This is a genomic window from Acidithiobacillus thiooxidans ATCC 19377 (assembly GCF_009662475.1).
Classification (GTDB): Bacteria; Pseudomonadota; Gammaproteobacteria; order Acidithiobacillales; family Acidithiobacillaceae; genus Acidithiobacillus; species Acidithiobacillus thiooxidans.
This window is the reverse complement of the sequence record NZ_CP045571.1, coordinates 2,021,323-2,036,656: the sequence shown is the minus strand read 5'-3', so window position 1 is coordinate 2,036,656 and position 15,334 is coordinate 2,021,323. Positions and strand designations below refer to the sequence as shown.

12 protein-coding genes are annotated in these 15,334 nt (G+C 54.2%); 8 read left to right on the top strand and 4 right to left on the bottom strand.

The window, feature by feature from the left end; all coding sequences use genetic code 11:
* Window positions 1-38: 38 nt before the first annotated feature.
* Window positions 39-2,534 (bottom strand): penicillin-binding protein 1A, encoded by a 2,496-nt coding sequence (locus GCD22_RS10760; RefSeq protein WP_031575252.1) that lies wholly within the window; start codon window positions 2,532-2,534, stop codon window positions 39-41.
* Window positions 2,535-2,629: 95 nt separating this feature from the next.
* Here GCD22_RS10760 and gltX point away from each other — a divergent pair, with 95 nt between their 5' ends.
* Together gltX and cysS are read left to right on the top strand one after the other, a co-directional pair.
* Complete coding sequence (gltX, locus tag GCD22_RS10755; protein WP_031575257.1) at window positions 2,630-4,171, top strand: glutamate--tRNA ligase; 1,542 nt, start codon at window positions 2,630-2,632, stop codon at window positions 4,169-4,171.
* A complete protein-coding gene (gene cysS / locus GCD22_RS10750; RefSeq protein WP_031575260.1) occupies window positions 4,171-5,571 on the top strand; it encodes a cysteine--tRNA ligase in 1,401 nt (466 codons plus the stop codon). The genes gltX and cysS overlap by 1 nt, the downstream gene beginning before the upstream one ends.
* A 27-nt stretch (window positions 5,572-5,598) precedes the next feature.
* On the opposite strand, the gene GCD22_RS10745 is transcribed toward cysS, so the two are convergent.
* Window positions 5,599-8,064 carry an Rne/Rng family ribonuclease gene (locus GCD22_RS10745; protein ID WP_226856085.1) on the bottom strand — a complete coding sequence of 822 codons (2,466 nt, stop codon included), beginning with the start codon at window positions 8,062-8,064 and terminating at the stop codon, window positions 5,599-5,601.
* Window positions 8,065-8,262: 198 nt separating this feature from the next.
* On the opposite strand from GCD22_RS10745, the gene rluC reads away from it, so the two are divergent.
* The 6 genes from rluC (at window position 8,263) to GCD22_RS10710 (ending at window position 12,378) form a co-directional block, all read left to right on the top strand.
* Window positions 8,263-9,216: a 23S rRNA pseudouridine(955/2504/2580) synthase RluC gene (gene rluC, locus GCD22_RS10740; RefSeq protein ID WP_031575273.1), complete on the top strand. Its 954-nt coding sequence runs from the start codon at window positions 8,263-8,265 to the stop codon at window positions 9,214-9,216.
* Window positions 9,213-9,875 (top strand): HAD family hydrolase, encoded by a 663-nt coding sequence (locus GCD22_RS10735; RefSeq protein WP_031575276.1) that lies wholly within the window; start codon window positions 9,213-9,215, stop codon window positions 9,873-9,875. The genes rluC and GCD22_RS10735 overlap by 4 nt, the downstream gene beginning before the upstream one ends.
* A gap of 10 nt (window positions 9,876-9,885) precedes the next feature.
* Window positions 9,886-10,098 carry a hypothetical protein gene (locus GCD22_RS10730; protein ID WP_035211420.1) on the top strand — a complete coding sequence of 71 codons (213 nt, stop codon included), beginning with the start codon at window positions 9,886-9,888 and terminating at the stop codon, window positions 10,096-10,098.
* A gap of 174 nt (window positions 10,099-10,272) precedes the next feature.
* The gene (locus tag GCD22_RS10725) at window positions 10,273-11,244 is read left to right on the top strand and encodes a DMT family transporter (RefSeq protein WP_080707870.1); all 972 of its coding nucleotides are present in this window, start codon (window positions 10,273-10,275) and stop codon (window positions 11,242-11,244) included.
* Window positions 11,245-11,707: 463 nt separating this feature from the next.
* Entirely contained in the window at window positions 11,708-11,956 is a 249-nt protein-coding gene (locus tag GCD22_RS10715) for a type II toxin-antitoxin system Phd/YefM family antitoxin (protein WP_010638602.1), read from the top strand.
* Entirely contained in the window at window positions 11,953-12,378 is a 426-nt protein-coding gene (locus GCD22_RS10710) for a type II toxin-antitoxin system VapC family toxin (protein WP_031575283.1), read from the top strand. Before GCD22_RS10715 ends, GCD22_RS10710 begins: the two co-directional genes overlap by 4 nt.
* Before the next feature lie 712 nt (window positions 12,379-13,090).
* Here GCD22_RS10710 and GCD22_RS10705 read toward each other — a convergent pair.
* Together GCD22_RS10705 and GCD22_RS19070 are read right to left on the bottom strand one after the other, a co-directional pair.
* Window positions 13,091-14,176 carry an IS110 family RNA-guided transposase gene (locus GCD22_RS10705; protein ID WP_211371665.1) on the bottom strand — a complete coding sequence of 362 codons (1,086 nt, stop codon included), beginning with the start codon at window positions 14,174-14,176 and terminating at the stop codon, window positions 13,091-13,093.
* A gap of 142 nt (window positions 14,177-14,318) precedes the next feature.
* A complete protein-coding gene (locus tag GCD22_RS19070) occupies window positions 14,319-15,314 on the bottom strand; it encodes a methyl-accepting chemotaxis protein (RefSeq protein ID WP_153940781.1) in 996 nt (331 codons plus the stop codon).
* Window positions 15,315-15,334 lie beyond the last annotated feature (20 nt).

The window sequence follows — 15,334 nt, the reverse complement described above, 5'->3', positions numbered from 1 at the left end:
CCAGCAGATAAATTATCGTCTGCTGCAAGCGGCGTTCCTCAGAAAAGGTTCTTGATAGTATCCATCAATTTACTCCCCGTATCCGTTCCTGCACCGCTACTGGTTGAAGCCGTGGAAGAAGTGGGCGCAATGGGGGGGTAACCCGCCAGATAATCACTGACCCCGATGACGTTGCTGCCGCCACTGATAGTGGGCCCGGTGACCGAAGGAGGACGGAAAAAGCCCGTCGCCGGATATCCCGCCATAGCGGTACGCATGTAGTGAATCCAGATCGGCAAGGCTTCACGTGCCCCGGCTGCCCAGCGTCCCATGGTATGGTTGTCGTCATAACCCACCCAGACGCTGGTGGTCATGCGTGGACTGAAACCATTGAACCAGGCGTTGTTTTCATTGTTGGTGGTACCGGTTTTGCCGGCAATATCATTACGTCCGAGGCTTTGCGCTGCCACACCCGTACCAATTTTAATGACCTGCTGCATCATTTGCGTCATCAAATAGGCGACGCCTGGCGGTATGGCTGTCTGTTGGGGTGGGGGAGCATAACCCATGGGGCAGTTCAGTAAGGAAATCTGGGTTCCCCGACCATTGACGATTTTGGTAATAAGATAAGGGTGGGGTAGAAAACCACCGCTGGAAAATACCGAATAGGCTCTGGCCATTTGCAGCGGGCTGTAATCTCCGGCACCCAGAACCATGGAAGGTACCTCTGGAACCTGCTTGGCAGGAAACCCGAAACGCTGCACATACTGGGCGGCGTAGGGGATGCCAATATCCATCAAAATGCGGACACTGGGCACGTTGTGGGAGTACGCCAGATTGGACCATACCGGTATGGGCGTGTTCGAGAACTGCTTGCTGTAGTTGGTCGGCGCATAAACCTGCCCATCGGGCAGGGTGATGGACAGAGGGGTATCCGGTATGGGGGTCTGGGGCGTCATGTAAGTGCTTTGACCGGATGCTAGCAGTGCCGGTGCATCCATGGCTGCTGCATAGACAAAAGGTTTGAAGCCTGAGCCGGGTTGCCGATAGGCAAATACCGCACGATTGAAGTGGCTGAGTTCGTAGCTGAACCCGCCCACCATCGCGTGAATAGCGCCGTTGCGGCTATCGAGACTGACCAGCGCGCCCTGTACCTTTGGAATCTGGGTAAGCTGCCATCCCGGATCCTTTCCAGCGGAAGACCAGACATTGGCACCCCATTCCTGCCCGGCACCAGCGGTCATCGCATGAACGTAGGGACGCAGCCAGATCAGGTCGCCACTATGTAAAACACTATCGACCTGACTGGGCAGGGGACTGTTGAAACGCAGACGGGCCCAGCGCACATCACGCAGGGTCATGTTGATGTTTTTCTTGCCCTCCAGTGAAACCGTAGCCGTTTTGCTATTGGCAGTGATGACTACCCCCCATTTCAGGTTGGCCGGGTCATGAGGCGGGAGGGCATCGGGACGCTTTCCGGTAAGGGCCGTTTGCAGGGCATCGCCACTCAAACGGGCAACAGGCCCACGATAGATTTTCGGGTCCATGCTGGAAAGTCCCATATCGTAGTTTTCCAGTCCTACGGCTACGGCTTCGTTGGCGGCAATCTGATCTTTGGGAATGATGCTGGTATAGACCTTGAGTCCTGAGCGATAGGTGAAATCACTGCCAAATTGCTGGGTCAGCCAGCTTGCGATCCAGTCGGTGACGTAAGGAGCACTATCCGAAGCCTGGGCATGGAAACGGGATAGAACAGGTTCAGCATTGGCCTTGGCGGCTTCAGCCCTGGTAATATAACCGCGATTGACCAGACGTTTCAGAACATAAGCGCGGCGTTTTTTGGCAAGATCCGGATTCATGACTGGATTCAGTACCGAGGGTGCTGGCGGGAGTCCGGCAATGGTGGCCATTTCCCCCAATGTCAGTTGTTCGACACTCTTGCCGTAATACGTGCGGGCGGCAGCCTGAACGCCGTAGGCCCCCTGACCCAGATAAATTTTATTGAGATACAGTTCCAGAATCTGTTTGTGACTGAAGTGGTCCGCCAGTTTGTAAGCCAGTAAAATTTCCGCAATTTTACGGGTGATGGTTTTTTGTGGTGTAAGGTAAAAATTACGGGCAACCTGCTCGGGGATGGTGCTGGCCCCCTGTACAGGAGACATATGGATCAGGTCGACCAGCGCCGCACGTATGATGCCCGGATAGCTGACCGGATAGTACAGTGGATTATTACTGTAAAAACGGGCGTTCTCTGCAGATATGAAAGATTCCTGCAATTTGACCGGAATCTGGTCAATCGGCAGGGCATAGCGCATTTGCGGACCGACTTCCTGGAGCAACGACCCGTCCGCCGCATAAATCCGCAGAGGTTCATCGGGATGCCATTCTTTCAGCTCATGAACGGGCGGCAGGGTTTCCCAGATGCGATACACATAAATGCTGATCCCAATGAAATTATTGATGATGATCAGCGCGATGATTAACAAAATCCAGCGTCCATAACGAGGACGTTTGGGTGCCTTGCCACGCGCACGGGGGCTGCCAGTTTGAGCCATGCTATTTCTTCCATTTCCTGAATGCTTGGCAAAAGAGAGAGGAGACTGCCTTTTACCAAGTATCCTGTTGCCGTTTTGTCATTGCGAGACGGCTTATGGCGCAATACTATACCACCATGAATCTCAAGAGTCGCTTCGCCCCCAGCCCCACCGGCTATCTTCATCTGGGAAACGCCCGCACCGCCTTGTTTGCCTGGTTGGCAGCACGAGCTGTTGCGGGTCGTTTCGTTCTGCGGCTGGAAGATACAGACCAGTCCCGCTCACCGCAAATTTATGAAAAAGCCCTGTTGGAAGACCTGCGCTGGCTGGGTCTGAACTGGGATGAAGGCCCCGACATAGGCGGCCCGGTGGGTCCTTACCGGCAGATGGAACGCCTGGATATTTATCAAAAATACTACGAAGCTCTGCTGGAAACAGGACAGGCTTATCCTTGTTATTGCAGTGCCGAGGATCTGGCCGCAGAACGGGCGGTGCAACGGGCTTCCGGCAAGTCACCGCGCTATGGCGGACGTTGTCGGCATCTGAATGAGGGGCAGCGCAGTGATCTTGAAGCCAGGAGTATTCAGCCGGTGTTGCGCTATCGGGTGCCCGACTCGGGAATGTTGACCGTGCCCGACCGGGTCTGGGGTGAGCGCAGCTATGCCTTGGCTGATCTGGGTGATTTTGTCATTCGCCGCAGTGATGGCAGTCCGGCCTTTTTCTTCGCCAATGCGCTGGATGACGCCCTGATGGGGGTAAATCTGGTGTTGCGCGGAGAGGATCATCTCAGCAATACCCCGCGTCAGATTCTGATTTTGCAGGCGTTGGACTTGCCCGTACCCGAATATGCCCATCTGCCCCTTCTGCTGGGTAGTGATGGTCAGCCGCTGTCCAAACGCCACGGCGCGGCCAGTTTGCGTGATCTGCAATTTTACGGCTATCTTCCGGAGGCGGTGCGCAATTATCTGGCCCGTCTCGGTCATCATTATGCGGAAACTGACTTGCTGGATGATCAGGCTCTGGCTGCGGGCTTTTCGGTGGAAAAAATAAGCCGCGCGCCGGGGCATTTTGATGTCGTTCAGCTTCAGCATTGGCAGCGTCTGGCACTGCAGGCGTTGAGCGACACACAGCTATGGGAGTGGCGGGATCTGCAGTATGCGTTGAACGATGCACAGCTATGGAAGCGTCTGCTTGCCGCCAACCTATCCGATATTGAAAATGGATTACGGGAAAAAATTTTGAAGGCTGTTAGTGAAGATGAAAATCTGCAAATACAGTTTGTCGCCGCAGTGCGCGCCAACGTGCTGTTTCCCGAAGACGCCGTGGATTGGCTAATACGTTGTTTTGCCGATGAGGCATTCGCTGCATTGGAAAAAGAAGACACAGCAATTGCCGCCCTCGCGGAAACCCCGGCGGAATTCTGGCCTTTGGCTGCGATGCTCCTCCAGCAGTCAGCCGGAGATTACCGGATCTGGACCAAAACCCTGCAGCAGGAAAGTGGATTAAAAGGGAAATCCTTGTTTATGCCCCTGCGGGCAGCCTTGACAGGACGCAGTCATGGCCCCGAACTGGCAGCCCTCCTGCCTTTAATCGGTATGGAGCGCGCCCAACAGCGCCTGCATACTGCCGCCAGCGTATTATCTGAAGCGAGAAATTAATGTCGCCATCCCTGCCATCTATTACTCTTTACGACTCCCTGCAGCGTGACAAGACCATTCTGGAACCGGCAACGCCGGGGCAGGTGGGTATTTATGTTTGTGGCATGACAGTCTATGACTACTGTCATCTGGGTCACGCCCGGGTCATGGTCACTTTTGATACGGTGGTGCGTTATTTACGGGCACGGGGCATGAAAGTGACCTATGTACGTAATATTACCGATATTGACGACAAGATTATCCGTCGTGCTCTGGAACAGGGCGAGTCTATTCAGGCGCTGACCGCGCGTTTCATTGAGGCCATGCACGCCGATGAAGCCGCCTTGCTCTGCCAGAAGCCGGACCTGGAGCCGCGTGCTACGGAGCATGTAGGCGCCATGCAAAACATGATTGCCGAGTTGATTGAACGGGGACATGCCTATGCAGCTGCCAACGGCGATGTGTATTACGCCGTGCGCAGTTTTCCGGAATATGGAAAGCTTTCGGGCAAATCCATTGATGAACTCATTTCGGGCGCGCGCGTGGAGTTGGGCGAAGATAAACGCGATCCCCTGGATTTTGCCCTCTGGAAAGCGGTCAAGCCCGATGAACCCTCCTGGTCTTCACCCTGGGGTGAGGGTCGGCCCGGCTGGCATATAGAGTGTTCGGCCATGTCTGCAGATGCCTTGGGCTGCACTTTTGACATTCATGGTGGCGGCGCCGATTTGCAGTTTCCGCACCATGAAAATGAAATTGCCCAATCCCAGGGGGCAGGCTGCGCTTTTGCCCACTATTGGATGCATAACGGCTTTGTGCGCATCAATGACGAAAAAATGTCCAAGTCCTTGAATAACTTTTTAACGGTGCGCGAGCTTCTGCCTCTTTTTTCAGGCGAAGTGCTGCGCTTTTTTATTCTTTCCAGCCAATATCGCAGTCCCTTGCATTACAGTGAAGAAGGGCTGGAGCAGGCCCGTGCCGGATTGACGCGCCTGTACACGGCGCTGCGCGGCATGCCAGCACGTCACATTGTGACTGAATTGGGCAGTGAATGGCGGGAGCGTTTTCATAACGCCATGAGTGATGATTTTCATACGCCGGCGGCGCTCGCCACCCTTTTTGATCTTGCCCGGGAAGTCAATCGCTTGCGAGATGAGCAAAGCGAAGTGGCAGCACCCTTGGCCACCCTCCTGCGCGAACTGGCAGCCATGCTGGGAATATTGCAGGAAGACCCGGAAAGCTATTTCCGGGGTTCCAATGAAAGCGATAATGCCTGGATTGAAGAGCGCATAGCGGCCCGCCTTGCCGCCCGCCAGAAAAAAGATTTCGCGGGTGCAGATGCCATTCGTGCGGAATTGGCTGCTGCAGGGATTATTCTGGAAGATGGCCCTGCCGGCACCAGTTGGCGACGGCAGGGAGCCTGAATTGCCGAGCAGTAGCCGCTTTACGAATTAATCGTCGTTAAGTGGCAGGGACTGCTGACCGGGGTCTTCAACACTTTCTGCAACGTCCCCTACTGAAACAGCCGCTGTTGCTGCCGTTTCAGTAAACAGCGGCAAATGCCAGTCTTCAGGACTGGTTGCCGTCGCTGCTGATGAGGAGCTCCCGGTGGCAGAAGGTTCCGCCAGCGCAGTCACTGGCTCTGCAGAGAGCTCTGCTGCTTCAGAATCAGAGGACTGGACGGACTCTGTTATGGAGCTCGTGGTTTCAGGGGCTGAATCAGGCTGTATCTCCACTGCTTCCAATGTTTCCGCCCGGGTTTCTTCATGAGCTTCCGCTGGCGCTTCCTCGGCAGCTGCAATGCCAGCAGGCTCGGTAGCGAGACTCTCACTAAGCACTGCTGTGCTCACCGGAGTGGCTACCAGCATTTGATGCCAGTCGTCCGTGGCAGGAACCGGCCCGGGATAGATCAGCAGTTCACGCGGCGCCGGCTGTTCAGGCTTTGCCGGCGTTTTGGCTGCTGCTTTAGGCGCTGCATGAGTGGTTTCCGGTGTGGTTTCCCCGGCCTCCATTTCCTGAGCGTTTTCGTTCTCTCCTGGATTACCCTGGGTCGAACGCCGGGCTCTGGCCCGCCGACCTCCGCGCCGCCGACGGCGGCCCCGGTTTTCTTCGCCGGAATTTTCTTCGACTATTTCCTCTTCAGGAGCAGGCGGCGTTTCGCCGCCATTACTTTCTGCCAGAAAGGTAGCTGCGTCCACCGGGACATAACGCGATACCAAAGCGCGTACCAGACGGGCGAGAATCCCCTCTTCGGGCGCGGCAGCCTTGTTGCTGCTGCCAGTATTTTTGCTTTTGGCTGCTGGCGCCGGAGTGCGGAGCGGGGGAAGAACGTCGGGCGGTGGTGGCGCAGTCAGCGGACTGAGCGCCGCAGATTCGGTACCAGGGCGGCTGGGACGTGCGGGTAAAGCATTGTTCAGGTTTTGTGGCAAAGTCCGCGTGGCGCTCGCCTCCATGCGGGTGCGCTCAATGTTGTAGTGCGGGGTTACCAGCTCCGGCTTGGGAATGATGACAATGCGGGTTTCTGTTTTTGCCTCAAGTTCGAGAATCGGCAGACGTTTCTCGTTGAGCAGATAAACGGCCACATCCACCGGTACTTCACACTGCACTTCAGCAGGACCGGGTTTCATGCATTCTTCCTGCAGTAAGCGCAGCACATGCATGCTGGTCGCCTCACAGCCGCGAATCTGGCCCGTACCATTACAACGCGGGCAGGGTTCCGTAGAAGCTTCTTCCAGGCTGGCTCCCAGCCGCTGCCGGGACATTTCCATCAAACCAAAGCGGGAAATACGGCCGAGCTGTACCCGCGCCCGATCCAGCTTGAGGGCTTCCTTGAGCTTGCCTTCCACTTCACGTTGATGTTTAGGAGACTCCATATCAATGAAGTCCACCACAATCAGGCCACCCAGATCCCGCAGACGGATTTGCCGGGCGATTTCTTCCGCCGCTTCCAGATTGGTGCGGAAAGCGGTTTCGGCAATATCCTGACCCTTGGTGGAACGGCCGGAATTGACGTCCACGGCAACCAGCGCCTCGGTATGATCAATGACAATGGCCCCGCCCGACTCCAGCCGCACTTCCCGACTGAATGCCGATTCAATCTGTTGTTCAATTTGATAGCGGCTGAAGAGGGGCACGTCATTATCGTAATGTTTCAGGCGGTGCACCATTTTCGGCATCATGGCGCCCATAAACTGCACGGCAGCGTTATAGGCGCCTTCCTCATCAATGAGGACTTCACCAAAATCTTCCGAAAAGTGATCGCGCAGGGCCCGGACGACCACATTCCCTTCCTGGTAAATCAGAAAAGGGGCGGCACGGGGTGCGGCCGTATCGACAATGGCCTGCCAGATTTGTTTCAGGTATTCGAGATCACGATGCAGCGCCTCAAGTTCTTGACCAATGCCAGCAGTACGGGCAATAACACCCATATTTTCGGGAATGTCGAGAAGTTGAAGGTGCTGACGAATCTGGGTGCGATCATCGCCCTCAATGCGTCGGGAAACGCCGCCCGCCCTGGGATTATTGGGCATCAGGACCAGATAGCGACCAGCCAGACTGACAAAGGTGGTGAGGGCGGCCCCCTTGCTGGAGCGCTCTTCCTTGTCCACCTGAACAATGACTTCCTGACCTTCGCGAATCAGCTCTTGAATACGCTTGCGGCCCTGGCCGGATTCCTGTTGCTGGAAGTATTCCCGGGCAATTTCCTTGAGCGGCAGAAAGCCGTGACGCTCGGCCCCATAATCGACAAAAGCCGCCTCCAGACTGGGCTCTACGCGGGTGATTCTGCCCTTGTAGATGTTGCTCTTTTTTTGTTCCTTGTAGGCGCGTTCAATATCCAGGTCGAGGAGTTTTTGACCATCTACCAAAGCCACCCGCAACTCCTCTGCATGGGTAGCGTTAATCAACATCCTTTTCATAAGTTCTTCTTTCTCCGGCGCTCAACCCACATGCTCAATCAAGCAGGCCGGGGAGCGCAGCGTTTGTAATTGGGACCGAAAGGCTTGCCCTTCGATGCTAAAATGGGGGCCGCACTCTGTTAGCGCAGCGTCCTCAGTCGCAATATATGCCATAAAAGAATAGAATCGCAATCGAAAAAATGCAGGGGCGGTGAAAATATGGCGGAAAACGGAGTGCGACAGTGGCTGGTGACCGATGCGGATGCGGGCCAGCGTCTCGACAATTTCCTCCTGCGGGTCATGAAGGGCGTGCCCCGTTCCCACATCTACAAAATCCTTCGTAGTGGCGAAGTGCGGGTCAATAAAGGCCGGGCGCGGCCGCATTACCACATTGCTGTTGGCGATGTGCTGCGCCTGCCGCCGGTGCGCGTTGCTGAGCCGAGTGATCCGGCCATTCTTCCTGCCCATCTGCGCGGACAACTGGAATCGGCGGTTCTTTTTGAAGACAGCCATGTCCTGGTACTGAACAAACCCAGTGGCCTCGCAGTTCATGGCGGTTCCGGTTTGAGCTGGGGCATTATTGAAGCCCTGCGCCAACTGCGGCCTGAAGCCCGCGAACTGGAACTGGTGCATCGCCTGGATCGCGACACTTCCGGTTGTCTGGTACTCAGCAAAAAGCGCTCGGCACTGCGGGCGCTGCATGAGGCAATGCGTCAGGGGCAGATGGAAAAACAATATCTGGCCCTGACCCTGGGTGACTGGAAAGACAAGACGCGCTCCGTGCGCTTGGCCTTGCGCAAAAATACCCTGCAATCGGGAGAACGCATGGTGCGGGTGGATCCGGTCGAGGGCAAACCCGCACATACGCGGTTTACGTTGCTGGAGCATTTCCCGGGTGCGGCTTTATTGCAGGCCGATCTGGATACCGGGCGCACTCACCAGATCCGGGTTCATCTACAGGCCATAGAACACCCGGTGGCGGGTGATGAAAAATATGGCGACGCGGCTTTCAATCAGCGCATGCGCAGTCTGGGTTTGCGCCGCCTGTTCCTGCACGCGGTCAGCATTCGTTTTACGCATCCTCGTGATCAGCAGCCCATGCATATCCAGGCCCCGTTGCCTGCAGAGCTGGAAGGATTACTTCAGCAATTACGTCAGGAGTCCAAATCATGAATCCCGTGCTGCAGGATCGCCGTCTGATTATTTTCGACTGGGACGGCACTTTGATGGACAGCATTCCCACTATTTGCCGATGCCTCGCCCATGCATTCGCTTATGCCGGACTGGCCGATCGCGGTGAAGAGCAATATAAGGAAATTATTGGCTTAGGCCTTGGTGATGCGCTGGCGGTTCTCGCCCCCGATGCGGACGAAAACTTGCGTTCCCGCATTCTGGAGGGGTACCGGAATTGCTTTTTTGCCACCCCGGCAGTCGATATGCCACTTTTTCCTGGCGTGGAACAGACGGTCATTGCCCTGGCGGATGCCGGTTTTGAAATTGCCGTGGCAACGGGCAAGGCGCGCCGTGGTCTGGACAAGGTGCTGAACGAAAACCCGCACCTGGCGGCACGCATCAGTGCCAGTCGTTGTGCGGACGAAACCCGTTCCAAGCCCGATCCCCTGATGCTCGAACAGCTCCTGGATCATTACGCGTTGCCCCCCGAAGCCGCCGTCATGGTCGGAGATACCGTCCATGATATGGAAATGGCCGTAGCTGCAGGAGTGCTGCCTTTAGGGGTACTTTGCGGCGTTCATGATACCCAACGATTGACTCAGGCAGGTGCGGCGCTTTGCTTGCCTGATCCGAGTTTTTTGCTGCGTGAGGTTGGTTGAAGCTTTATTCATGCTATTCATTAAACGCTTTCAGGTCGGGCAAGATCGTATCAAGCGCAAGCTGGAAGAAGTCGTGACCCGTTTAGGTTCCTTGGAGGTCAGTGTTGCGAGTGTGCGCCGGGACATTGCCCATAACAAAGAGAACACAGCCACCATCAGTGTGCGCGTGGATCGTCTGATTGAACGCTTAGACCGCATCGAGCGCCGCCTGGAGCTGTCTTGAGCCAGCACAAAATGAACGGTTTCTGATTTTGCCTCATAAGGGCCCGGACCAGGCAGCAGGCTGGTCCGGTTCAATCAATGGGTTGAGGACTAGACCAGTCCGGCCCATGAGACACAATGATGCATTGCGTCTGATAAAAAGAGTTAATAATATCAACGGGTAAAAGGGTGGAAAGTGTTTGATAAAAAATTCAAGCATTCATTTTCTCTGGCGATCAGCGCGGGATTACTTTCATCCTTATTTTTCAGTGTGACCTTTGTACTGAATAAAGCTCTGGACAACGCTGGTTACAGTTGGCAATGGTCTGCTTCCCTACGTTATTTGATCACACTGCCCATTCTTTTGGTTATATTCCTGTTTGTAAAAAATAAGCGACCGTTGCTGGATTCACTGAAAAAGCGCCCCATACTTTGGATGCTTTGGGGAACGGTGGGTTTTGGTCTTTTTTATGCACCTTTGACCTTAGCCGCTTTTTATGGGCCAGCTTGGTTAGTTGCGGGATTATGGCAAATTACGATTCTTGCCGGAATGCTCTTGGATGGATTGATCAGTCGGAATCACGATTCGGAAACATGTCCAAGACGCTTTCCCTGGCGTTCTTTTGTCATATCACTGGCAATGCTGTTTGGGGTGCTATTGATTTTGTGGGATCATCTCATGACAACGACTTTTCATGATAGCTTGTTTATTGCTCTACCGGTACTGCTGGCCTGTTTTGCCTATCCCTTGGGTAATCGGATGATTATCAGCAGAATAGATCCGGCTGTGGGTTCCATGGACCGCATGCTGGGGATGACCATCGGCAGTCTGCCATTTTGGTGTGTTTTGGGTATTTGGGGGCAGACTGAGTACGGCTGGCCCCCGTTGCAGCAGGTTGGCCTTGCTGCGCTGATTGCTGTCAGCTCTGGTGTCGTGGCTACGGGGCTGTTCTATTATGCAACCCGCTCAATGTACCCTTGGCCTGATCGTCTTGCTGCCGTGGAGTCTACCCAAGCTGGGGAAGTATTGTTTGCGGTTTTAGGATCGATATTTTGGCTGGGTGAGGCGCTTCCAGGCACATTGGCACAATGGGGTTTAGTATTGATTGTTCTTGCCATGTTGGGTCATGTTCTGCCTTCTGAGTTATTCCGCCTGGGTCGAAACTAATGTCGCAAGCTTTCCAGTAAATCTTCCGCCAGGACGGCTCCGGCTAAATCAATTTCCAGATCGCGGGCGAGGCGGCGGTTCAGGCTTGATTTCATGCTCTACATGGCAGGTTTTGAGAACACGTGACCAGTCGCGCCTTTTCGTTACTCTGTAACGACTATTATTCAGACCATCGGATTGACAACCCGCTGGTCTGATCAACTCAACCTCCAGCAAATAAATGAATTGCAGTGCTGGTTGCACACTGATTTCTGGCACTTTGCCCAAAACTCGCCCAAGTGAACTCCAAAAACCTCCTGTTGGTACCCCGTCACCACAAAGTAATGTATGCAGTCGAGCTAAGGCCCTGTTAGTCTTGCTTCGCGAAATTTTGTTATTCGAGATTCCCTTTACTTAACTTGTCTGTAAGTTGCAATAAAAACGACCAGTCTATATGCTGGTCTGTATTCGCGGGAGGTTTTTCATGAACATCGAAGTCGGATCCTATGAAGCAAAGACAAAACTGCCGGAGTTGCTGCGCGGCGTCCAGGCTGGTAACCGCTACACCATTACTTTACGTGGCGAGGCCGTAGCTGATCTTGTGCCCGCAGAATGCAATTTGCATCAGGATACCGTGACCGCTGTCGATGATATGCTCTCCTTTATGCAGACCAATAACAACCTGGTTGGTGCCGTTGATGTTAAGGCGCTCATCAACGAGGGTCGTGCGTGAGTATTGTTCTGGATGCTTCTGTCGCCATGCTCTGGTTGGTGCCTGAAACTAATCCGGCGGGTGTTGATTATGCCCGTGCGGTTCTCAGGAGACTGAAGGAATCGCAGGCTCTGGTACCCCCATTATGGTCGCTTGAAGTGGCTAATGTCATCGCCAAGTTAGAGTCCAAGGGTATAGTCACCGAGGTGAACTCGCGATATTTCATTGCCATCCTGGAGCGGCTCAACATCGTGACAGATCAAGCGATGGTGACGCACGCTTTGAGCGACACTTTAAATCTAGCCAGACGCTTCAAGTTGTCTTCCTACGACGCCGCCTATTTGGAATTAGCTTTGCGCAAAGGCTTGCCCTTGGCTACGCTGGATAATGATCTGGCGAAGGCAGCGAAAATTGCTGGCCTATCAAATATGGACATCTCCTGAGATGGATTACATCCAAGGGTACTTCTGAAAAAGTGAGTTATGGACTGGGCCAGCAAATCCTACGTCCATCCTGAGGGAGATACGTCCGCATAGACTGATCCGCCCAAAGCGCGCTTCGTCCTGGTATATGACGCTCTGAGGGCGGGCAGTTTTTTGACTGGCGCGGCTAACCCTGAATTTGGTGCGAAAGGGGAGACTCGAACTCCCACGCCGTGCGGCGCTGGAACCTAAATCCAGTTGAGGGTATTTTCCGGACATTTTGAAATATAAGCATTTTTCATACATATGTATTATCAGTAGGTTATGTTTTTTAGTATCCCACGTTACCATAGGGTGTCCCTGCCTATCCCGTTGTTCAGTGCAGCGCTAGTGCAGCGCGAAAGGAAGACTTTTTGTTGAAAACCAAGCCGCCTCCAACTGAAGTGGAATGTGATGTTTTAGGCCCAGCCAGCTGGGATATGGGTGAAAATAGGCCTCTTTGGTAAACTGACTCCCCTCGTCTGAGCTTCCGAATCATGACGAAAAATCCTCCATATTGGAGTCGGTTTCTTCCGTGGCATCCAGAAAAGTCTCATGATCAACATCCTCAGTCCAAGGCTGAGGGTTCGACCCAATGTCCGGCTGCCATCTGTCCCATTCCTTTTTTAGCATGCTGTCGAGGTAAGTCGTAATGCTGTAGGCAATACGTTGGGCAAGCTTTATCCCACCATTTTTAGGGGTTGCCTCCAGCAGTTGGGTGAATTCCTGCACTAAGCGGGCACGCGCCTGCGAACTTAGCCGCAGTTGTCCGTCTGTTAAACAGATACCGTCTTGATGACGCCCATGCAAGAGCTTTTTCAGGGTCGAACGGCTGACCGGATTTGAGGACGCCATAGGTGATATGCAGGAGCTTGCGCATGGCGGCAATGATCACCTGCATAGGACATTTACCCCGTGACAGTAACCGATCGCAAAAGGCGGCGATCGCTGGATTGTAACGCTTGGCCACTACGGCTGGCAGGTACAGCGCCTTGCGTAGAAGAACATTGCCTGCCTTGGCAATATGGCTTTTACCGGCCCACTGGCCCGACTCACGAATACGCGGGTTGAGTCCCGCATAGGCGACGACCTGTTTGGCGGAATGAAAGCGCGTGAGTGGACTGAGGAAAGCCAGTAGCATAGCTGCGGTAGCCTCGCCGATGCCGGGAATACTCAGCAGAAGCGCCTTTTGGGATTTCAGGTCCGGGTGATCATCCATATGATCCTGGATTTGTCGGCGGACGGCGTCAATTTGCTGATGGATGGTAAGCAAAAGGGCTTCAATGGACGCGCGAGCGGCAGGCTCTGCCATTTCGAGGCGATTGTTTTCCATATTCTGCATACCCAGAAGGTCGTCCAGACGCTGCACCAAAGCCTGGAGAGTCACAATGGCTTCTGCCGGTGGCACCCAAGGGGCAGGTCGGTGCATCTGGCAATAGCGGGCAATGAGCCGAGCATCCGCTTTGTCTGTTTTGGCCCGGGAAAGCTCGGTTTTACCAAAGGCGTGAATCAAGGCAGGATTCATCACACTGATAACTAACTGTTGCTGCGCCAGAAAGCGCGCCAGGCTTCGGCCATAGGCGCCAGTCGTTTCCATGCAGAGATGAGCCTTGAGGGCCTCCTGCTTCTCCAACCAATCCAGGAATTGCCGGAACCCCTCAGAATTATTGGAAAAGACCTTGCTGCGATATTTACCATTGGGTTTCAGCAGGGCAACATCGAATTTGGCTTTCGCTACGTCAATACTAACACAGGAAACTGGTTTCACTATAGTGGTCATGGCCCATGACCTCGTCGATTCAAGAGGTCGCGGAGAGCGTTGAGGACCATCAAACGGCAGAGATTCTAAATGCCCTGGGCGTGCAGCATACCCCGGAGTATCTGTTTGATAAACCCACTTATAAATAATGAGTTGCAGAGCCTCAAGCGGACAAATCCGAATGCATCGTCGATAACGCCTTTCGGAATGCTTCGTGCTGCTTTTGCAGTGCTTCGCGCAAGGCCGGCAAATCTGGTGAATCTTCTTGCGTCGCCTGCAGGAGCTGAACAGCTAACTGATGAATCTGCTGATGCGGGACGGCCAAGTCCTGAAAACCACGAAGGGAAGCAAACTGCATCCGGCCGGTACCATCGTACCATTTCCCCAGACGGCAGGCATGAGAATCCATGGGCAGCGGCAGGTGATCTGGAGACAGTGCCTGGGTGCCCTTTTCGGATTCGCGCAAGGCCACCTCGACGAAATGCTGGTGCGTCTCCTGTGTCGCTTCAAACTGTAATCGCGTGGTCATCTTCCGCAAATGATGCGACTTGTCCAATAAGCGCTGCACGACAGAATCGACGCCAGCCGTCTGCTCCTGAACTGCGCTGTTTTTCTGTTGCATGGCTTTTCCGGAATCTGCAATCTGTTCCATGCTCTCCCGGATTTCGACGGTTGCTTCCTGAACATGGGCTGCCAAGCTGCGTACTTCATCAGCCACCACTGCAAACCCCCGCCCATGTTCTCCTGCCCGCGCTGCCTCAATGGCCGCATTCAAGGCGAGCAGATTGGTTTTATAGGAAATATCCTTGATAGTACCCACGACCCGACTAATTTCCTGAATCTTTTTGAGCAGCAACTGCACCGAAGACACATTATCCGTAATGGCCGATTTAACCTGACCAGAACTTTGTTGCACTTCCTGCATGGCTGTTTCAATATCCGCCGCCGCCCCATCCACATTGACGGTAACCGCCCGCAAGTGCTCCACCAGTTGATGGGTTTTTTCCTGTAAACCCAATACTCGGGAAATCATGGGTTGCGCGAGGGCTTCAAAGTCGGGGTGCTCAACAAGGATCTGCTCAATACGCGGCCCATCACCTTCCAATTGGGCCTCCAGATATTCCAGTAATGCCCGTACTGCCTGACTTTCTTCTGCCACAGTTATCTCTCCTCGCTATT

What these genes read in the sequence shown, in the direction of transcription:
- GCD22_RS10705 (WP_211371665.1), bottom strand. Translation starts at nt 14,176, where the DNA reads ATGACCACTATAGTGAAACCAGTTTCCTGTGTTAGTATTGACGTAGCG.
- GCD22_RS10715 (WP_010638602.1), top strand. Translation starts at nt 11,708, where the DNA reads ATGAACATCGAAGTCGGATCCTATGAAGCAAAGACAAAACTGCCGGAG.
- cysS (WP_031575260.1), top strand. Translation starts at nt 4,171, where the DNA reads ATGTCGCCATCCCTGCCATCTATTACTCTTTACGACTCCCTGCAGCGT.
- GCD22_RS10760 (WP_031575252.1), bottom strand. Translation starts at nt 2,534, where the DNA reads ATGGCTCAAACTGGCAGCCCCCGTGCGCGTGGCAAGGCACCCAAACGT.
- GCD22_RS10745 (WP_226856085.1), bottom strand. Translation starts at nt 8,064, where the DNA reads ATGAAAAGGATGTTGATTAACGCTACCCATGCAGAGGAGTTGCGGGTG.
- GCD22_RS10730 (WP_035211420.1), top strand. Translation starts at nt 9,886, where the DNA reads ATGCTATTCATTAAACGCTTTCAGGTCGGGCAAGATCGTATCAAGCGC.
- gltX (WP_031575257.1), top strand. Translation starts at nt 2,630, where the DNA reads ATGGCGCAATACTATACCACCATGAATCTCAAGAGTCGCTTCGCCCCC.
- rluC (WP_031575273.1), top strand. Translation starts at nt 8,263, where the DNA reads ATGGCGGAAAACGGAGTGCGACAGTGGCTGGTGACCGATGCGGATGCG.
- GCD22_RS10735 (WP_031575276.1), top strand. Translation starts at nt 9,213, where the DNA reads ATGAATCCCGTGCTGCAGGATCGCCGTCTGATTATTTTCGACTGGGAC.